Source organism: Dorea phocaeensis, assembly GCF_900240315.1.
Taxonomy (GTDB): Bacteria; Bacillota; Clostridia; order Lachnospirales; family Lachnospiraceae; genus Dorea_B; species Dorea_B phocaeensis.
Genome location: NZ_OEPZ01000005.1, coordinates 40,880 through 61,332 on the forward strand (window position 1 = coordinate 40,880; position 20,453 = coordinate 61,332).

The 20,453-nt window shown below is 40.0% G+C and carries 20 protein-coding genes; 14 read left to right on the forward strand and 6 right to left on the reverse strand.

Translation table 11 applies throughout. The features are described 5' to 3' along the window. Positions 1-7 precede the first annotated feature (7 nt). Together C0979_RS10260 and C0979_RS10265 are read right to left on the reverse strand one after the other, a co-directional pair. Entirely contained in the window at positions 8-712 is a 705-nt protein-coding gene (locus C0979_RS10260) for a response regulator (protein ID WP_101695896.1), read from the reverse strand. A gap of 29 nt (positions 713-741) precedes the next feature. Beyond that, positions 742-3,117 (reverse strand): endonuclease MutS2, encoded by a 2,376-nt coding sequence (locus C0979_RS10265; protein ID WP_101695897.1) that lies wholly within the window; start codon positions 3,115-3,117, stop codon positions 742-744. Between the two features lie 126 nt (positions 3,118-3,243). Here C0979_RS10265 and C0979_RS10270 point away from each other — a divergent pair, with 126 nt between their 5' ends. The 4 genes from C0979_RS10270 to C0979_RS10285 all read left to right on the forward strand — a co-directional run bounded on the left by C0979_RS10270 (position 3,244) and on the right by C0979_RS10285 (position 7,942). Then, a complete protein-coding gene (locus C0979_RS10270) occupies positions 3,244-4,488 on the forward strand; it encodes a S1C family serine protease (protein ID WP_101695898.1) in 1,245 nt (414 codons plus the stop codon). Between the two features lie 52 nt (positions 4,489-4,540). After that, positions 4,541-5,482 (forward strand): 3'-5' exoribonuclease YhaM family protein, encoded by a 942-nt coding sequence (locus tag C0979_RS10275; protein ID WP_101695899.1) that lies wholly within the window; start codon positions 4,541-4,543, stop codon positions 5,480-5,482. Positions 5,483-5,563: 81 nt separating this feature from the next. Beyond that, entirely contained in the window at positions 5,564-7,273 is a 1,710-nt protein-coding gene (gene rlmD / locus C0979_RS10280; RefSeq protein WP_101695900.1) for a 23S rRNA (uracil(1939)-C(5))-methyltransferase RlmD, read from the forward strand. Between the two features lie 456 nt (positions 7,274-7,729). Next, positions 7,730-7,942, forward strand: a complete 213-nt coding sequence (locus tag C0979_RS10285; protein WP_101695901.1) for a hypothetical protein — start codon at positions 7,730-7,732, stop codon at positions 7,940-7,942. A 13-nt stretch (positions 7,943-7,955) separates the two neighbouring features. Here C0979_RS10285 and C0979_RS12400 read toward each other — a convergent pair whose 3' ends face one another. Then, the gene (locus C0979_RS12400) at positions 7,956-8,165 is read right to left on the reverse strand and encodes a helix-turn-helix domain-containing protein (protein ID WP_101695902.1); all 210 of its coding nucleotides are present in this window, start codon (positions 8,163-8,165) and stop codon (positions 7,956-7,958) included. Positions 8,166-8,498: 333 nt separating this feature from the next. On the opposite strand from C0979_RS12400, the gene C0979_RS10295 reads away from it, so the two are divergent. From C0979_RS10295 to C0979_RS10350, 10 genes are all read left to right on the forward strand, one after another. Further along, the gene (locus tag C0979_RS10295; protein ID WP_145995116.1) at positions 8,499-9,155 is read left to right on the forward strand and encodes an FxLYD domain-containing protein; all 657 of its coding nucleotides are present in this window, start codon (positions 8,499-8,501) and stop codon (positions 9,153-9,155) included. Positions 9,156-9,233: 78 nt separating this feature from the next. Continuing rightward, complete coding sequence (locus C0979_RS10300) at positions 9,234-9,491, forward strand: hypothetical protein (protein WP_278336534.1); 258 nt, start codon at positions 9,234-9,236, stop codon at positions 9,489-9,491. Between the two features lie 110 nt (positions 9,492-9,601). Continuing rightward, a complete protein-coding gene (locus tag C0979_RS10305; protein ID WP_101695905.1) occupies positions 9,602-10,186 on the forward strand; it encodes a hypothetical protein in 585 nt (194 codons plus the stop codon). Between the two features lie 177 nt (positions 10,187-10,363). Continuing rightward, positions 10,364-11,860, forward strand: a complete 1,497-nt coding sequence (locus C0979_RS10310) for an AAA family ATPase (RefSeq protein WP_101695906.1) — start codon at positions 10,364-10,366, stop codon at positions 11,858-11,860. A 16-nt stretch (positions 11,861-11,876) separates the two neighbouring features. Further along, complete coding sequence (locus C0979_RS10315) at positions 11,877-12,350, forward strand: hypothetical protein (protein WP_101695907.1); 474 nt, start codon at positions 11,877-11,879, stop codon at positions 12,348-12,350. Between the two features lie 361 nt (positions 12,351-12,711). After that, positions 12,712-13,257, forward strand: coding sequence for a hypothetical protein (locus C0979_RS10320; protein WP_101695908.1), 546 nt, complete (start codon positions 12,712-12,714; stop codon positions 13,255-13,257). Between the two features lie 203 nt (positions 13,258-13,460). After that, positions 13,461-13,709 carry a hypothetical protein gene (locus C0979_RS10325; protein WP_101695909.1) on the forward strand — a complete coding sequence of 83 codons (249 nt, stop codon included), beginning with the start codon at positions 13,461-13,463 and terminating at the stop codon, positions 13,707-13,709. Further along, positions 13,709-15,481: a recombinase family protein gene (locus C0979_RS12165; protein ID WP_242962689.1), complete on the forward strand. Its 1,773-nt coding sequence runs from the start codon at positions 13,709-13,711 to the stop codon at positions 15,479-15,481. Before C0979_RS10325 ends, C0979_RS12165 begins: the two co-directional genes overlap by 1 nt. Positions 15,482-15,738: 257 nt before the next feature. After that, positions 15,739-16,122: a hypothetical protein gene (locus C0979_RS10345; RefSeq protein ID WP_101695910.1), complete on the forward strand. Its 384-nt coding sequence runs from the start codon at positions 15,739-15,741 to the stop codon at positions 16,120-16,122. Then, positions 16,067-16,501, forward strand: coding sequence for a hypothetical protein (locus C0979_RS10350; RefSeq protein WP_145995117.1), 435 nt, complete (start codon positions 16,067-16,069; stop codon positions 16,499-16,501). Before C0979_RS10345 ends, C0979_RS10350 begins: the two co-directional genes overlap by 56 nt. A gap of 570 nt (positions 16,502-17,071) precedes the next feature. Here the strand turns inward: C0979_RS10350 and C0979_RS10360 are convergent. The 3 genes from C0979_RS10360 to C0979_RS10370 form a co-directional block, all read right to left on the reverse strand. Beyond that, a complete protein-coding gene (locus C0979_RS10360) occupies positions 17,072-17,629 on the reverse strand; it encodes a TetR/AcrR family transcriptional regulator (protein WP_101695912.1) in 558 nt (185 codons plus the stop codon). Then, positions 17,622-18,293 (reverse strand): hypothetical protein, encoded by a 672-nt coding sequence (locus C0979_RS10365; protein ID WP_101695913.1) that lies wholly within the window; start codon positions 18,291-18,293, stop codon positions 17,622-17,624. The genes C0979_RS10360 and C0979_RS10365 overlap by 8 nt, the downstream gene beginning before the upstream one ends. Positions 18,294-18,470: 177 nt before the next feature. Then, entirely contained in the window at positions 18,471-20,333 is a 1,863-nt protein-coding gene (locus tag C0979_RS10370) for a right-handed parallel beta-helix repeat-containing protein (RefSeq protein ID WP_101695914.1), read from the reverse strand. Between the last annotated feature and the right edge of the window lie 120 nt (positions 20,334-20,453).

Below are 20,453 nucleotides of genomic sequence, written 5' to 3' on the forward strand. Positions count from 1 at the left end.
ACTCCTTTTATTTGACCTCAAATTTGTAACCGATTCCCCAGACGGTACTAAGGCTCCAGGAAGGGTGATCCTTGATTTTCTCACGCAGACGTTTGATGTGAACATCTACTGTCCGGGTGTCCCCGATGTATTCGTATCCCCAGATTTGATCAAGAAGCTGCTCTCTGGTAAAGACCTGATTGGGAGAAGAAGCTAAGAAGTATAAAAGCTCCAGTTCCTTTGGCGGCATATCTACGGTGTGACCGTCAACAAGGACGGAATAATTGGTCAGATTAATTACGATGCCTGGGTATTCCACGCATTTGCCCCTGTCAGCGGAAAGCTCTTCTGGCTTTGGAGCTGCCTGGTAACGACGAAGGACGGCCTTGACTCTGGCAATAAGTTCCTTGGAATCAAAGGGTTTCATCATATAGTCGTCGGCGCCGAGTTCCAGTCCCAGTACCTTATCAAAGACTTCGCCCTTGGCGGACAGCATGATAATCGGCACGTTGGACCGGGAACGAAGTTCGCGGCAGACCTGGTAGCCGTCGATTCCGGGAAGCATCAGGTCCAAAAGAATCAGATTCGGATGATAGGTATCGTAGGCGATCAATGCTTTCTCGCCGTCGTGAACCATCATGGTATCGAAACATTCTTTCGCCAGATAGAGAGAGATAAGTTCTGCGATGTTTTCATCATCGTCTACGATTAATATTTTCTGTTTATTTACCATGGTTGAGTCTCCTTTTCATGTCAGCATCCTTATTTGAATTCTACGATGGTTACACCGGCATCGCCTTCTCCAAATGCGCCAAGCCGGAAAGATTTCACATGCTTTTGGCGGCGTAGGTAGGTGTGGATTCCTGAGCGCAGAGCGCCGGTGCCTTTTCCGTGAACGACGCGGACACTGCTTAAATGTGCCAGGTAAGCGTCATCCAGATATTTGTCAAGCTCTGCAATGGCTTCGTCCACTGTTTTGCCAAGCAGGTTGATCTCCGGGCTTACGGAGAAGGATTTGCCCATGCGCATTTTGCCTTTGCTGGTGCGTTTCATCTGTTTGGCGCTGTAAGACGGCGCTTCTTCGATGATCTCCAGGTCGGAAATATGAACCTGAGAACGTAAGATTCCCATTTGTACGGTAACATTTCCGCGGGAGTCGGGAAGGGAAGTGACCGTTCCCGTCAAATTCATGCTGAGAACTTTTACAGATTCTCCCAATTTGAAATCACCGGGCTTATGCTGGCGGTGTGGTTTGGTATCGCCAAGTTGGCTTTTGGAGGCTGTGGCTGCCATTTTCTGGCGCAGTTTCTCTCGTTCCTTTTCCATTTCGGCTGCGGAAATATTAGCCTTTCCGAACTTGTGGAAATTGCGCATGGTTTCGTCGGCTGTTTCTTTTGCATCGGCTAAAATGGCATGTGCTTTTTCATTTGCCTCTTTTAGAATCCGTTCTTTCTGAGCTTCTAGTTTTTCTTGTTTCTGGCGGGCTTCTGCTTTCAGCCGCTCCAGTTCCCGCTTATAAGAAGCGATTTCTTCCTGTTCCTTCTGGATGGTTCGCTTGCTGGTTTCCAGATCTGTCAAGAGATCTTCAAAGGATTCATCCTGCTCGGTCAGGTGTGTTTTGGCGTCTTCAATAATATAATCTGGAAGTCCTAATTTACCTGCAATTGCAAATGCATTACTCTTTCCAGGGATTCCGATCAACAGATGGTAGGTTGGAGCCAGTGTTTCCAAATCGAACTCGCAGCAGGCATTTTCTACACCCGGTGTAGACAGTGCGTAAACTTTTAATTCACTGTAGTGGGTGGTTGCCATCGTCCGGATGCCCTTTTGATGAAGGTGGCTTAAGATAGCGATGGCAAGAGCTGCGCCTTCGGTTGGATCGGTTCCGGCGCCCAGTTCGTCAAAGAGAACCAAAGAGCGCTCATCTACGTGCTTTAAGAAAGAAACGATATTCGTCATATGCGAAGAAAAGGTACTAAGACTTTGCTCAATACTTTGTTCGTCTCCGATATCGGCATATACATTTTCAAATACGGCAAGTTCAGAGCGATCCAATGCCGGAATGTGAAGCCCGGCCTGTCCCATCAGTGTAAAGAGTCCCACTGTTTTCAGGGAGACCGTCTTTCCGCCTGTGTTCGGTCCGGTTACGATGAGAAGGTCAAACGTGTCGCCCAGTGTCAGTGTAATCGGTACGACCTTACGCTTATCAAGAAGCGGATGGCGCCCTTCTCGTATATGGATTCGTCCCTCTGTATTAAGGATCGGTTTGGATGCATTCATGTTAAGAGCCAGAGAGCCCCGGGCAAAAATGAAGTCCAGATCGGTCATAATCTGGTAGTCGGTGCGAATGGCATCAACGTAATCCGCAGTGTCGGCGCTTAATCTGGCAAGGATGATTTGAATTTCTTCCTGTTCTTTTGCATAAAGTTCCTTTAAATCGTTATTTAGTTTTACGACAGCCATTGGTTCAATAAATAAAGTAGAACCAGTGGCGGACTGGTCGTGAATCAGTCCGGACACCTGGCTTCTGTATTCCGCTTTGACAGGAATACAGTACCGATCGCCGCGCATGGTGATAATCGGATCCTGCAGATAGGTACGTAAAGCTCCATTCACCAGGGAGGATAAGGTACTGTGAACCTTGTCGTTAATCTGATTCATAGAACGTCGGATCTGTTTTAGGGTGCTGCTGGCATCGTCGCTGATCTCATCTTCTTCCAGGATGCATCGGCGGATTTCTGTGGTTAGCAAGGTCAGAGGTTCCAACTGATCAAATAATGGATCCAGACAATCAGAAGAATCATCATTATTCTCATGGCGTCCATAAGCTTTGGCACGCCCTGCGGTCTCTAAGAGTTTGCAGATGCGAAGAAGTTCGCCGCTTCCAAGAGCGGCGCCGATCTCCAGTCGTTTTAAGGATTCACCTACCGGATTCGATCCGCCGAAAGAAGGGCGTCCCTTTTTGACGATTCTGGTAAATGCAGCTGCTGTTTCCTCCTGCATGAGCGTGATCTCTGCAAGGTTGGTCTTGGGTTTTAATCTTCGACAGCGTTCTTTTCCGCTGAAGGAAGACGCCTGTTCTGTCAGTAAATCAATGATTTTGTTATATTCTAATTTCAGTAATGTTTTCTTATTCATATGTATCCCCTTTTCATCTAAGACTTATTCTACCCTATTTGGGGGATAAAGAAAAGGATAAATATTGAACATTTGGTCGCCATACGCTATACTATAAAAAGGACTGAAAAGGAGAAGGATGCATCGATGGAAGCGCATAAAGATCCAGAAGAGGAGTATTCATTTTTAAAAGAAACGATTAAAGATGAAGCCTTAAAGACAAAGCTTAAAAGAGACGTTTTGCGTATGTCCTGGTTGGGATTGATATTTGGTGTCATTGCCAGCTTTAGTTTTAGTGCGTTTCATCCCCTGATGGACAAGCTGTTTAAAAGCGATCCACAGGAGGTTACCATCCCCGAAGAGAAGGAAGAAGAGGATGGGAAAGAAGAGGAGAAGCCAGAAGAGACAGAGCAGCAGATTTTAGATGCGCAGAGTTATCGGCAGATGCAGAAATCATTGACGGAGATTGCCGTGCAGGCCAAAAAGTCGGTGGTGGAGATTACCGGAGCCAAAAGTACAGAGGACTGGACGGCTGCGGCAGAGGAAGCGGAACATAGTGCGGCTGGTCTGATTATTGCAGATAACGGGCAGCAATTGTTGATTTTGGGAGAGAAACTCTCAGCAGAAGAAGCAGGAGAAGTTCAGGTGATATTCGGCGACGGTCAGGCATATCCGGCCAGACTGAAAAAGCAGGACGGAAATCTGGGATTGGGAATTTACGCAGTTGAGCGTTCGGCTATTGCAGATGCAACCTGGGCGCAGATAGAGACGGCAAAGCTTGGAAGTTCAAAATCTGTGACAGAGGGGGATCCGGTGATTGTCCTTGGAAATCCGTTTGGATCCGGTACCGCAATGGGATTTGGAACTATAGCTTCGACGCAGAAGTATCAGCGAATGGCAGATGGAAATTATCAGTTCCTGTGCACAGATATTGCAGCGGCAGAAAATGGAAGCGGCGTACTGGTGAATCTGGCAGGTGAGGTCGTTGGAATTGTGGCGAAGAGCACGCTGGCAGAGGAAGAACCGGCTCTGGTGACCGGATATGGAATTACCGAGTTAAAGAAGGTTATTGAGCTTTTGTCCAACGGGCAAAGTGTTCCATATCTTGGCATTTCCGGTGTGGATGTGACGGCGCAGGTAGTAGAACAGGGAATTCCTGAAGGGGTCTATGTCAAAGAAGTGGCAGCAGATTCCCCGGCTATGGGAGTGGGAGTTCAGACCGGTGATGTGATTACCAGCATTGGCGGTAAGAAGGTGATAACGCTTGCGGCATACCACCAGGAGTTATTCGAGAAAAGAAGCGGAGAAAAGATTAAGCTGAAGGTCAAACGGCAGGGATCGGGCGGCTATGTAGATGTAGAATTTGACGTGACAGTCGGAAGTAAAGAATAAAAGAAATGCAAAAAGAGATTCAAAAATAGAACAGATAGAAAGAGGAAGACAGATGAGATATATCAATACGCTCCATGAAGGGGAAACCATCAGGAATGTATACCTGTGTAAGGGGAAACGTTCCGCAGAGACTAGAAATGGAAAACCATACGATAATCTGATCCTGCAGGATAAGACGGGAACATTGGACGGTAAGGTTTGGGATCCGAACTCCAGTGGAATTGCAGATTATGATGAGATGGATTTTATCGAAGTATATGGAGAAGTTACAAGTTACAACAATAATCTTCAGCTGAATATTCGTCAGATCCGTGTTGCGCAGGAAGGAGAATATGTGGCTGCGGACTATATGCCGACGACGGAGAAGAGTCAGGATGGAATGTATCAGGAACTGCTGGGCTATATTCGTCAGATTAAAAATGAGTACCTGCGGAAAGCGGTAGAGTATTATTTTGTAGAAGACGAGGCGTTTGTAAAAAGATTTAAAGCACATTCTGCAGCAAAGACAGTGCATCACGGTTTTGCAGGCGGGCTTTTGGAGCATACATTAAGCGTGGTTCGCTTCTGCGAATATATGGCGGGGGCATATCCGATTCTGAATCGTGATCTTCTCTATGCGGCAGCGATTTGCCACGACATTGGGAAGACGAAGGAGCTTTCTTCTTTCCCGGAGAATGATTATACAGATGATGGACAGCTTCTGGGGCACATTGTAATCGGTGTGGAGATGATTGGCGATGCAGTTCGGGCGATTCCGGGATTCCCAGAGACATTGGCAAGCGAATTGAAGCACTGTATTATCGCACATCACGGGGAATTAGAATATGGATCTCCGAAGAAGCCGGCATTGGCAGAGGCACTGGCTCTTAATTTCGCGGATGCGGCAGATGCAAAAATGCAGACATTGACAGAAATTTTCAAAGATAAGAATACAACGGAGTGGCTGGGATATAACCGGTTGTTTGAATCCAACTTACGGAAAACTAAATTGTAAATTTGGGACGGAGTTTTTTGAAAAAAACTCCGTCCCAAATTGCAATTTACCCTGTCCCAAATCGAGAAAGGTAGTATAGATATGCAGAAGAATGATATTGTGAAGGTAGTAATAGAGGATGTCGGCGTTGGCGGTGAGGGCATCGGAAAGGTTAACGGATATACGCTTTTTATCAAGGATGCAATCATCGGTGACGTAGTGGAAGCGAAGGTTATGAAGGCGAAAAAGAATTATGGATATGCAAGGCTTATGAATATTCTTACGCCGTCAGAATACCGCGTAGAAAAACCGGTGTGCCAAGTGGCAAGAAAGTGCGGTGGCTGTCAGATTCAAGAGATGAAGTATGATCGTCAGCTGGAATTTAAGAATCAAAAGGTAAGAGGAAATCTTATGCGGATCGGGGAGGTTCCAGAGCAGCTTCTTGATCGGATCATGGAGCCGATCGTCGGAATGGATGAGACGGAAGGTCTTGGAGGCCCTTATCATTATCGAAATAAAGCTCAGTTTCCAATTGGGATAGATAAGGATGGCAATATTGTAACTGGCTTTTATGCGGGCAGAACGCATTCCATTATTTCTAATACAAACTGTGCGCTTGGTGTGGAGATTAATGAGCAGATTTTGAAGTTGATTCTAGATTTTATGAAGGAATATCATATCAGCGCATATGACGAAGGGAAGCATCAAGGACTTGTGCGTCATGTGCTGATCCGGTATGGATTTACAACAAAAGAAATCATGGTCTGCCTTGTGATAAATGGGGGAGGTCTGCCGCATGGTGAAGTGTTGGCAAAGCGTTTGGCCAAGATCGAAGGAATGACCAGTGTTACGTTAAGTATCAATAAAGAAAAAACAAATGTGATTATGGGAAATGTGATCAAACCGCTATGGGGGCAGATGTACATTACAGACTATATTGGAAATGTAAAATATCAGATTTCTCCGTTGTCGTTCTTCCAGGTAAATCCGGTACAGACAGAAAAATTATATAAACTGGCGTTAGAGTATTCGGGATTAAATGACGTTTCTTGTGGTAATCCAAGTGATAAGGTAGTGTGGGATCTATATTGTGGAATTGGAACGATTTCTCTTTTCCTTGCGCAGAAAGCGGGAAAAGTATATGGTGTGGAAATTGTGCCGCAGGCGATTGATGATGCCAGAAACAATGCGAAGATAAATGAAATTGAAAATGCAGAGTTTTTCGTTGGGAAGGCAGAAGAGGTGCTGCCTCAGTATTACGAAGATTATGCGAAAGAGCATGGCGGCGAGACGGCGCATGCCGATGTGATCGTGGTGGATCCGCCGAGAAAAGGCTGTGAAGAGACACTTCTTCAGACGATGGTGGATATGCAGCCGGAGCGGATTGTGTATGTAAGCTGTGACTCCGCGACGCTGGCTAGGGATGTGAAGTTCTTGCGAGGGAATGGGTATGAGCTTGAGAGAGTCAGGGCGGTAGATCAGTTCCCGCATACGGTGCATGTGGAGACGGTTGTTCAATTATCCCTCAAAAAAGATACACCAAAAATCGAAGTTATCATGGAGCCGGAGGAAGAAAGTAATTATACACCCAAAGGGAAGGCGTCGTATTCTAATATCAAGAAGTATGTGAAGGATAAATACGGTGTAAATGTACACAGTCGGTATATTGCAGAAGTAAAACGATTGTGTGGTTTAGAAATGGGTGAAAACTATCGGAAATCAAAGAAAGAAAATCCAGATATAAAATACTGTCCACCACAGAAAAAGGAATATATAAAAGAAGCACTACGATATTTTGGGGCGCTTGCATAGAGGTGTCAGATAAGGGTTACATCATAGTTTAAAGGATGGTGTAGCCCTTATTTTTTTATTAAATTTCTGCTTACGCAGTAGTGCCACGGAATAGAAAAACTATGCACAAAATCCTTTGAAAAAATCCGCTATTTATGAGGCATTACAGAGTACTTACGCAAGTTGCTGCAACTTGCTACAAAAATTGCATTTAAAAATCAACTTATTTTCGTGCCCATTTATATTCATAAATGAGGCAAAAACTTCCCCTGTCTCCCTCCGCTTACGCTACGGTCAGAAAGGGGAAAAGGGCATAAGGGGGACTGGCACAACTTCGTTGTGGTCGGCATAGCCGACAGTCCCCCTTATATCGGTCACCTTGTTCCCTCCAATGTTTTTTGATTCTGAATGCTGAAAAGCATTCAGAATCAAAGCGCCTGTCGGTGCCGAATGAAAAAGCAGGAGGTGAAAACATATATGTATACAGAAGAAACAATAAAAACAGCTATTCAATTTAGTCGTTTATGGGGGATAGCAGAAACACTGGAAGAAATTCCAATTAAAAATGCAGAAGATATTACGCAAATGTTATTGGAATGGACGCTAGAGTTTGCGAAACAAGGGAAACAAAAACAAGATATTGTAAAATTCTTCCTAGAAAAGAAAGAAACCTATCGAAACAAAGAATGATTCTGATAGGCTTTTATTCTGCTACGTCAGGAATGTAAGTGAGAATATCTGAAACATTACAATCCAAGATAAAACAAAGAGTATCGAGTGTTGATGTTGTAATAGGTTTTCCTTGTTTCATGCGGTACAGAGTGTGACTGGATATTCCATGATGGTAAATCAAGTCATATTCTGTTCGTCCTTGTTTAAACAAAGTATCATAAAAAGGAGCATATGAAATCATAAAAAAGATCCTTTCTTTAAAAGATACATATAGTTTATTACATTCAACATATTGACTATGCTTAATATATTGAGTATAATTTCGAATGGGTACTTAATGTTACATTGATATTTTGGTATATAAAAAAGGAAATTCAATGTGGCAAATAGTACAAACATAAACGGGGGAGAAAAAATGAATGAGAATCAAAAACAAAGCGATATAAAGGATAGAAAATTTTTCTGTTGGATTAGAAGTCATCCTGCGGAGATTTCCTTAATTGCTTCTCTTTTGGCACTAGGCAGAGTTATGGGGATTGCCAATTTATTTACGAAACCTGAGGATTGGAAAAGAATGATAGAATCAGAGGGGTTCTCTATGGTGCTTTCTTTGCCTGATATTCCGGCACTATTTTTGGCAGGGTTTGCAATTATGCTTGGGTGGAAAACCATGAAGAGGAATCGCGGACTTTCAAAAAGAGGAAAAGGCGGTTTTCTCATTGGTATTTTGTGCCTGATAATTTCAATTACTCCAATCGGCGATGCAATTACTCTTATGTCGATGTCTTTTCCTGTTTGGATAAGAGGAGTATATTATGGAATAACTGGACAGGAAGATAAGATGGCTGAAATCGGGCAGGCGATGGACGGGGGAAAAGAAATCATATTGACGGAGAAGGACTATTCGATAGATGCTCATGTTGATAAAACATTCAATCCGGCATTCGGAACAGAGTGGAAAGTAAAGGGAACGCTCACAAATAAAACTGAAAAGGAGTGGACATCCGTTGAGATTTTGGTAAGTGCAGTTGATGAGAATGGAGAAACAAAAAAGATACAGTCCTACAATAAAACATTTGCATTAAAAGCGACAATTTCTTATATACCGCCGGGAGAAACTGTACAATTTGAGACAGAGAAATATCCGGGGATTTTGGAATCAGATTATGAAGGGTTAGTAGATTATCGGATTGATAAGATTTGGTATTGGGAAGAATTTGAAGATGAGTAAATACAGATAATATTTCTTAAAATCAAAATACATATAGGAAAAGTAGAAAATATAAAATGATTAGGAACGAGTAGGCGGATAACGGGAACATTGACAAACCATACAGAAGAGGATTGGATGGAAATAGACTTGATTTTTCTGTTGGTAGATTTAGAACAACAGCCAGTAGAAAACGGTGGTATGGTACCCAAACTTCGAGCAGATATATCAGAGCTTTCTGATGGAGAGACGAAAGAATTTGTTATATCATGGTTTCCGGCAGTTCTGGAATCAGATTTTGACAAAGTAAAAGGTTATCAAGTAGAGAAATTAGAATATGATGATGGGAAAAAATAAAAAAGTTTTATTTTTTAAAACTTTTTCGGGAGCACATTTGGATAGGTAGTGAATAAAGGATTACAGGTGATCCTTTAAAATAAATATATATAAAAGGAAGGATGTATAAAATGAAGAAAAAAATTGTAAGTATTTTGGCGGTATGTATGACGGTTTTGGCTATATCTGCTTGTGGAAACAATAGTGAGTCTGATGTGCCAAATGAACAAGAGGCAACTAAGCAAGAAACGATATCAGAGGCATTAAAAACACACAAAATTTGGTATGTAACTAGAGAGCCTGCAAAAGACAGTCGTGTTTGGTATGTTGATTATTATGATGACGGTAAAGTAACAAGATATTATGTGCTTGACGCAAAGGTGGAAATGGGAGACTTCACTGGGTTATCAGATGAAGAAGTACTCAAAAAAGTTAAAACTATGGATGATTCACCAGAAACAGATTCATATATCTTGTCCTTAAAAACTGATGATACAGGAAATACCCCTATACTTGTAAAGATAGAGGGGCAGGATACAGGTACCATTTTTCATGAATCTACACCTTCACGGTCATACACAATATATCAAGATACTTATCAAGGTCTTACACAAGGAACAGGTGTGGCAGATGACCAATATATTACAAAAATCAAAGAAGATGAACCAATGTTTATTCTTGATGGTGTCGACACAGAAGGAATAGAAGTAGATTAAAAAAGAGATATACTACTTTTGTATAATATCACACAAATCAAATTATAAAATAATAATAAATAAAAGGGATATTCAGTTTATATGTGACTGGGTATCTCTTTTTGCATTTTTAGGGAAAAGTAAGAGGAAATCCACCACATAGAAACAAAAAGGTATCATGACAAAGGAGATAATCTTATGGAACAACAGAAATGGACACCGGAAACACTTGTAGAGAAATTAAAAGAAAATGTTATCGGACAGGACAGATACTTGAAAGATTTATGTACGTCTGTCTGGATGCATAGTCTGAACAAGGACGCAGAAGAGAAACTTGGATATTCCATAGACGGAGTAAAACTCAATATGCTTGTGCTGGGAAAAAGCGGAACAGGAAAAACATTTGCAATTCAGTCTTTGGCAAAATTACTTGACCTGAATCTTGTAATAGAAGATTCTTCTGTATTTACAGGGGCAGGGTGGAAAGGCAGAGAAGTTACATCCATAGTGAAAGATATTTTACAATCGGCAGGAGAAAAAAGAGTGAAAGCGGAATATTCCATTGTTGTATTGGATGAGATAGATAAAATGCTTGTTGATTCTGCACGAACAGGAAGTTTTTCGGCTTGGAGTAATTTCTTAAAAATGATTGAGGGAACAGACGTTGAACACACAGACGGTCAGAATGTGTATCGGATGAATACGGAAAAAGTCCTGTTTATTTGTCTTGGTGCGTTTGACGGTTTGGATGAAATCATCAAAAAGCGCATGAGAGCAGGAAAAGAAATTGGATTCTGTGCGAAACCAAAAGAGATACCACAAAATGATATTTTTCAGTATGCAGAAAAAGAAGATTTGATTTCTTATGGTATCAATCCACAATTTCTAGGGCGAATGGCAATGATTACAGCCACAAATGAATTAAAGGAAGAGGATTATGTCCGTATTCTGACAGAATCGAAATCTTCTGCTATCAGTAGATTAAATACTATTTTTCTGACAGGCATGGGTGTCAAAACAAGCATAAGCAAAAAAGCAGCGCAATATATGGCACAAAGGGCGTTCGAAGAGCAGACAGGGGGAAGAGCATTATTTTCGGAAGTGACAGAAGCGTTCAAAGAGGGGTTGTATCAGATTGCAGGGCGAAAGGATGTGAAAGAACTTCGATTAAGATATTCAATTACAGACGGATTGAAAATGCAGTTTGTGAAAGGCACAAGAGAAAAATTACCATTGTCTTATAAAGCAATGACAGAATTGTTTACGCAGGATTCTTGGCGGAGTGTACCAATGGAGATTACGAGATATGGATGTACCGTTTCCGGCACATATCAGTATGTAGAAGAACTTGTAGAAACAATCGAAATGGAGACTCGAAAATTGTCAAGAGAATATACTTATCGTCAGATAAGAGCGTCTATTTATTTGATTATGAGCGCAGTAGTGTGTGTTATGACAGAGGATGTTCCACAGACGATGTATGAAGTTGCAAATCAGGTATATTCCCTTGTGTCCTATCCGCCAGAATTTAATACAGAAAATGGAAAAATGGATAGTTATGCTACTCTGTACTGGAAATCATGGGAATATGAAGAAAATGTGGAATCCTCTCGTGATTTAGCAATTTATATTATAAAAGAATATTGCGAACAGAGAATGTGGATGGAAGAAAAATACAGTAGAACAGTTTCATAGAAAGGGAAAATAAACCGTGGAGTGGTTTCAGAACATTTATTCAATTGCAGAGTTGAGAAAAACATATCGAATCTTATTGAAAAGGTATCATCCTGATAATGAGGGTGGCAGTTTGGAAATTACACAAGAGATTAACAAGGAATATGACATGCTATTTTCCGAACTTCTGAAAAATGAAGATGTGGAAAATAAACAATATACAACAGAAGAAAATGAAAATTTCAAAAATGTTTTAAAGCAAATCATCAATTTTAATATAGAGATTGAGATTATTGGAAATTGGATATGGTGTTTTGAAGCCTACGGATATAAAGAACGTTTAAAAGAACTGGGATTCAAATGGGCGGTGAAAAAGAAAGCGTGGACTTGGCATAATGCACCATATCGAAAAAATCATGGTAGAGAAATACCTATTGAAGAAATAAGGGCAAAGTATGGAGGGGAGACTGTTCGTAGAAAAAGCAGACAGTCTCTTTTGAATAGTTGGTAAAATAATTTAGAGATTTTCAGAATTTTTGTGAATTTTGAAAAAACACTTGCACAGAACAAATATTCGTGTTATCCTCATAGAAAATTAAATAATAAATCACGACAAGATTGCCGAGGGGTGTGCAGACGAGTTCCATCGTTATAAGTCCACCTGAGAACAGAATAGTATCTGTGAGGAATCCGATAAAAAGCATTGCTTTTTGAGACTGATTCAGACTGACAATCTGATTTGGAATGGAAACAGCGTCTAACTAAGAGATTAGTGATTGCACGAAAGTGACAAGCGGTGAATTTAGGTTCAGTTTTATAACTGGGTTTAGGTTTACCGCTTTTTTGTTGTTTAAAAGAAAGGAGAAAAACTAATGAACAATTTAGAAAATTTAAAGGAAAGAGTAATCGGGATGTCTAAAAGTACAGAGTGGGAAGTTGCGAAAGACGAGTGGGAGGTTGAAAGATGTGAAGAGGATAAGAAGGCGCAAACGGATTGTGTATGCGGAAAGGAAAATATTAAATATCTGTTTACAATCAGAAATAAGGAAAATGGAAATCGGTTACATCCGATTGGAAGTACCTGTATCAAAAAGTTTGGAAGAAATGATTTGGATGAAGTGGCAAAGAAATATGTTGACAGATTCAAATTACTACATGCAGTAGAAGATGGGGAATTTATTGAGTTGTCTCCAAAATATTTTTCAAGAAAAATATTACTTTCATTGTATAAAGATGGCGCATTTAGGGATACTAAATACAATGGATATAATGGAATTAATGATTATGAGTTCTTATTAAAAATGTTTAATATGAGAAACAAAGAGAATATGACTGAGGGGCAAAGACGAAAGGTTTCGGCAATCATACTAAATGAAATTAAGCCATTTTTAAAACAAGAACTAGAAAATAAGATGTGAATAATAAATGAAATATAATTCTTCCGGTGGATAAATTATATGATACGGAAAATATCCTCTATCAAGTTTAAAATGCACGGACTTTGTCCGAACTTGACAGAGGATATTCTGTATCATTTGGAGTGGTCAAGGGAAGAAAGGACTATTGTTGGTTTACGGTGTAAAATCCAATTGAGACAAGGATTAAAACGAGGAGTATGTAAATGTTGTATATCAGAAAATTAAAGAGAGTTTCAAAAATTACAAAAGAAATGATTGTTTTTTGCAAATATCAAAAGAATAAAATTCCGTTTATCGTTCCATTGAAGGAATCTTTTGTTACAAGATTGCAGTTTCCATCTGCCCATAAGGAGAGAGTTGAGAAACAGGCACAACAGGAAAATTATGAAATGTTTGTCAGAATAATGGCGGATATAGTTCAGAAATATGCGCCGGAAATGGAGGTATCATAATGGATGAATTGTATAGTAGCAGAAGAGGAAAGAAGTGTGTGATTTATATTCGTGTAAGTTCAGAAAGACAGGTGCAGGGGTATAGTCTTGAAGGACAGAAACGATTTTTGAAAGAGTGGGCTGAATTTGAAGGTATGACAGTAGAGGACGTGTACATAGAACCGGGGAAAAGTGGAAAATCAGTATCTGGACGTGAAGTATTCCAGAAAATGCTTACGGATATTGAATCCGGCGAAAAAGTAATTGATTATGTAGTTGTATTTAAACTGTCACGTTTTGGGAGAAATGCAAAAGATATTTTAAATTCATTGACACACATTCAGCGTTATGGAGTGAATCTCATTTGTAAAGAAGATGGCTTGGATTCGTCTACATCTATGGGAAGAATGATGATTACAATTCTTGGTGCAGTTGCAGAGATGGAACGAGAAAACATTTTGGCACAAAGTATGCTTGGAAGAGAAGAAAAAGCAAAGCAGGGAGGGTGGAATGGTGGATTCGCACCCTATGGTTATGAGTTGAAGAATGGACGATTGGAAGTGAAGGAAGAAGAAGCACAGATTGTTACGCTTGTTTTCCGGAAATTTGTAGAGGAAGGCATGGGATATTCTACTATTGCCGGGTATTTGAATCGTCAGGGCATACCGAAATTCCCAGCAAAAAATTCACATGGCAGAACATTTATTGATTGGAATGTACATCATATTAAACGTATGCTTTCTAATCCGGTTTATACCGGACATGTGGCATTTGGTAGGACGAAAATGGAGCGGTTAAGTGGAACAGAGAATGAATATCGGCGTGTCCGTTCAGAGAATTATATTATGAGTGAAGAGATTTCTCATAAACCGATTGTAAACGAGGAAATCTTTGAAAAGGCACAAGTGCGGTTGAATGCGAAAAGTTCTAAAGGAAAGCCTACAATCGGGAGAAGTACAAAGCATTTATTATCCGGTATTTTAAAATGCCCAATGTGCGGTTCTTCCATGTACGCAGATATTGTACAATGGACCAATAAGGATGGCGAGCGTAAACAGAGATTAAAATATCAATGTGGACATTATGCAAAGGCGAAGTATGGGCAATGTAAGAAAAATGCGATACTTGGTGAATGGATAGAAGGCGAAGTGATTGCATACACAAAACTTCTTGTTCAGAATCCTAAATTTATTCAGGACATTCAAAGCAAGGTAGGGAAGAAAATAGATGTTTCAGATATTGATGAAGAAATCCGAAATTTTCAGAAAAGGATTGTTTCTTTAGAACGGAGTAAAAGCCGATTGGAACAGGATATTGATAATGTTTTGGAGGAAGATAAAAGTGCAGAACGCAAACGTAGAGACATGAATAAACGGCTAGACAAAATTTATGAAGAAATTTGTGCGATTGAGGAACGTATTGCTGATTGTGAGCAACGTAGAGTGGCGGCAGAACAGAAATACATTACGCAAGAGAGCGTTTATAAAATGTTGTTGGATTTTGACAGACTATTTGATAAAATGAATCCAGAAGAACAGAGGAAAGTAATAGAGAGCCTTATATCAGAAGTACAGTTACATCCGAAGGAAACATGGAAGGAAGATAAAAATCCGATAAAGGCGATAAAATACACGTTTCCGGTAGGTGGACATGTGTTGGAAGATTTGAGGGAAAATGCGTCATATGTGGAGACGGTTGTTTTGCTTTCCAAACTTAAAACGGATAAACATATCGATGTGGAATTAGAGATGGATGAACTAGATTTGACGGTGGCGGAGAGAAGCAACTTATGAGGAAATCAAGGAGTATGTTCTGAAGCAAAGGGGATTGAAAGTCAGTAACTTGTATATCGCACAGGTGAAGCAGAAATGTGAGATTATTGAGCGGGCAAATTATAACCTGTCGAAATCGGGAAATTCCAGATAGCCGAGGTATTCGCCAGAGAAAGAAGCCGCTATATGAGCTGTGTTGAAATTTTTGAGCATGGTATAAATAATTAAGGTATTATGTATTAGAAAGGGGATTGTATGTTAAGTAATATTATTGCGGAATGTATGGGGATAGCGATGAGTCATTTTTAAATACTCCGTATAAAGAACAGACTATCATAGAAATGTACGCGCCAGATGGTTTTGCGAACAAAGCGACTGGAATATGTCACTATTGTACGGTAGATACGCTTAAAGCAATTTTAAATAAGGAGTGTTTAAGGTTTAGTGATGTTCGATTTTTGAATGATTCAACAGATATTGATGTGCTTAGTATGTGGAATTATTATGCCCAATCTAGAGAAGGAGTCAACATAGTATTCAATCATCCATGGAATATATTTGATGGTAGCAATAGTTCAGAAGTAAACAGCAGTGATGAATTAGAAAATGGCATTGCAATTCATAGAGGACTTGTTATCTATAAAAACGAAGATAAGAAATAAAGCAAAGGATGATATTAAAAAATGCCAAGGTTATATATTATTTGCCTTTAAAGAGGCGGTAAATAATATGAGATGCTTTTTTAAAAATGAATATTTTGAATGTGAAAATGAATACAGAATTGTATTAAGGATTCCAGAAGTACGAAAGGAATGTCTCAGTGATATTGTAGAAAAAGGGCAATTTAAACGTGGTAATATATTGATACCCTATGTAGATTACAAATTTAGGAAAAGTAGTGTAAAACGAATTGTCATTAATCCTTACATTAAAGAAGAGAGTGATATATTTGAATTAGGAATCAAAGAATTATTGTGGATGAATCAAATGGAAGATATACATATTGTTCATTCTAATATTCCTGTTAGAAAATACAGTTAGAGGGAAAATGTAGCAGTTAAAGATATCATGACAGTATATGAAGTCGTAATTCTTAATAAAAAGGAACTAGAGATACTTCATAGGTATTTTTATCGTGTTTTTATCTTAGTGAGACATGAAATAGGAACTGTTTTCTGAAACCTTAAAAGAGAAAGTAAATGTTATTAAATCGTAATATGAAATGAAATTTTGAGAAAATATCAATAAATGGTTTGGAATGATAGGATGGTGAAAAAATGAAGAGATTCGGAGACAGCTTACATATGGTAGAGAACGAAATCCTCATCTATCAAAATGAAGATGGGCAGACGAAAATTGATGTTAAATTTCAAGATGAGACTGTTTGGCTTACACAGGCACAATTATGTGAGCTTTACCAAACCAGTAAATCTAATATCAGTGAGCATATTAAACATATCTTTGAAGAAGGCGAGTTAGAGGAAGCCGCAGTTGTTCGGAAATTCCGAACAACTGCAGCTGATGGAAAAAACTATAATACAAAGATGATGTTTTTTTACCTTCATGTAGTTTCCTCTTTCTATTTCAAAAAATGTTTTTTGAGATATATTTTTAATACAAATAATTTTTTACAAACTCTAGAAATGCTCCTCTGTCTGCTCTCTCGTCAAACAAGATTGATAAAAACAGTGTGAAAGTGTAATCTACATATACTTTTTCAGACAACTGTTCTGTAAATATCTGGGCGCGTGTTTTCTTGTCGTTTTCCAAAAAAATCAGCATCTGATGCTTCATTTTCTGGAAGTATTCTTCCATGACCTTGCGTCCTTCCCGTTTATCTCCCGCCGCGAAGCTTAGTGCATGCATAGAAAAAAACTGTGGATAATGTTGTTTGCTTTCTTCTGCGCTTTCCAAAAGAACTTTCAAATATTCTATTATATTTTCACAGTCTTTGGATATTTTATCGATTGGGAAAATATCTGCCCACACGGCTTCTACCGTTGCGGACAAAAGCTCTGCCTTGGAAGTGAAATAATTATATAAAGAACCGAGAGCAATCCCGCACTCTGATGCAACAGTCCGCATATTTACAGCGGTAATGCCTTTGCTTGCTGCAATGCTTCGGCTTACTTCCAATATTTCCTCTTTGGATGTCACTGCTTTATTCATTACGTTCCTGCTTTCTCATATCCTGATAGCCGATCACGACCGTCCATACATACGCGCATGTTTTTGGAATCATCAGCATTCCGATCATTGGAATGGTGTCTGCCCAAAGGACGACCGGAATATAAAAACCAAAGCTTAGCACAATGGTCAGCCACATAAATCGGAAAGAACGATCGTGGTTTTCTTTTGCGCTTTTATAAAATAACAGAATGACCAAAAGGCCCAGCAGCGCAAATGGGATATTTCTGTAAATCCCCCATGAAAGCGGCGCGTTTGCACTTGTCCATTTATTTTGCGGGAACATACAGAGGATCACTCGGATGAGTGAAAGCACGTAGACTGTAACCGTTAAATTTCTTTTCCCTTCTACGTGGTAGCGAAGCCGCCATACATAATAAAGCAGAATGTAAAATACGGTCATAGTCACCGAGGTAATCAGCTTCCCGATCCCCAGGGGGGCAGTATAATCTGCCAGGCCTGTCGTGCAAAGTGCGATTGCTCTCGGGACCAAATGAAATGCATCCCCAAGACCAAGTGTTACCGCCATAATTCCAAATAGTTTATACTGGACATTTCCTTTACATCCTTTGATCATCAATATTCCAATGGTAACGACACTGATGAGATAAACAATGTCAAATAAAGTTTCTGCAATTGCCTGCATTTTTTCTCCTCTCTTCTTTTCATTTTTATTCATATTGAACAATGTTCATTTTACTGTTCAATTTTATATCTGTCAAGAAAAGATTCCTTGCGGCAATTCTTTATTTAACAGTATCCGAAGGAGAGTAAAAGAAAACGGCAGCACCTTCTGACTTATTCAGAAAGCGCTGCCCTCTTTTTATTTATCGGCTTTTTTATTGTTATATCTTTTCATAACCAAGAGCGTAAGAAGTGAGCCAAGTGACAGTGTGAGTAACCAGCCAATATGATTGGTATCTCCGGTTTTAGGTACGCGGGAATTGGCAGGTTTCTGATTGGAAGTTCCACTGTTTTGGCCATTTGTCTGAGGCGTGTTAGGCTTAGTGTTTGGATCGGCCTTTCCACATACGGTACAGATGCCGTCTTTGTATTTGTGTCCCAAAGCTTTTAGTACCGTTTTTTCTTTTGAAATTTCTTGAGTCAGATCTGGATCTGAATAATGTTTGTTGCAGTAATCACAGTACCAGTATTCGATGTTTCCAGCAGTGTCACAGGTAGGTGCGACTGCTTCGATATGTTTGGCGTTGTGAAGCTTTTCCACGCTGCCAGAACCTTCTAGCGTACCGGTTCCGGTTGTATGGTCTGGAATTGTTACTTCTCCATGATTGGTTATGGTACCGTTATTTTCTAACTGGGTATCAAGGGAAACCTCAAATAAAGCCTCAGGATCGACAGATACGGTTCCCTGATTTTGAATGATAAGCTTTCCGCCTCCGGTTACCATTACGTTGCCCTGAATTGCCAAATCACCTGTGATTTCTAGGGTGGAACCTTCAGCAATTTCAAACGTAATCTTCTTGTCTGCTTCTATCACAAGATCCTTCAGTTTAAGATCCTTTTCGATCAGAACGGTATCGTTCGTATTTACCTGAATATTTCCGCTGTCTTTCTGAAGGAAGAACTGCTCCAAAGCGACATCGGACTGTGGCATAAATGTGATAGTTCCATCTTCATTATACCGATACTTATAATCGCGGTAGTCGGCTGGGCGAACATCACCAGGAGTGTCTGCCCATACCCAGTAGTTTACAGCGGGTTGTCCGGCAGGAAGCAGGATTGGAGTTGCAGCCACATCGATAATAATCAGGTCATTAGCGCCTGCTTGAAAAGTATTTTCCCTGAAATCGACAGGAGTTCCGATGCTTCCTTTTACTTGAATGTAATGTTCAAATTTATCATATTTAATGGTATTGCCGGTGAAGTCCGCCTGAGTTTGTAAATAAATAGATCCGGCGTTATCAAACGTATTATTCTTTACAACGATCTGGTTGTTGGCCGCAGTGGATGTTGTAATGGTAGTAGCTTCTAATCCGGCTCCGCTGGTAGGTCCATTGGAAACACTGTAAACACTGTTTGTGAAGTTACAATTTTCGATTAGGAAGTTACCGCTTACGTTCGGAAGCATAGTTCGGAATGCTCCATTGAACTCACTATTGGTAAAGGAGATTCTTCCGGTATCATCCTGGCCGTTAATATATAGCCCATAGGACCATTCAGGAGCCTCTATGGTGACGCCGTTATTATTTGGCGTATTGATGAAGTGGCAGCGATTGATTGTTATATCTGCTTTATTGCCACTTGCCGTTACAGCACTTCCACCATCTCTTTTCGTTACGGAATAGTGAACCGTAACATTTTCAAGTTGGATAGATGTGCTTGCACTGCTATTTCCCAGTGATAAAAGGCTTCCCTTAGAATTGGTTTCATTTGGCTTAAGTGTAAGATTCTGGAGTGTTCCTGCCTTTACAGTAGAAAGACCAGAAATAGTATACTTGCTGCCTCCGTCTACGGTGATATTTTTGTCAAACGTGATGTCTTCCGTAACGTCAGACAGCAGCGTGACGGTGCTTCCATCCGGAGCATTCTCTACTGCTTTTTTCAGGGTTTCGTATTTTGTTCCGTTTACTTCGGCGACATCTGAATTAGCAGCGAGAGATACAGCAGGGAAAAGACAGATTGCGGTTAAAAAACTTAAAACCATTGCGAATGCTTTCTTTTTCATAATTTATCCTCCCAAGAATGTTTTATGATACTGTCTATATAGTATCACAGAAAAATGGCACAGGCTATTTCTTTGGAAAGAAATTTTATGAAAATAAGAAAGAAAATCAATTTTTGAATA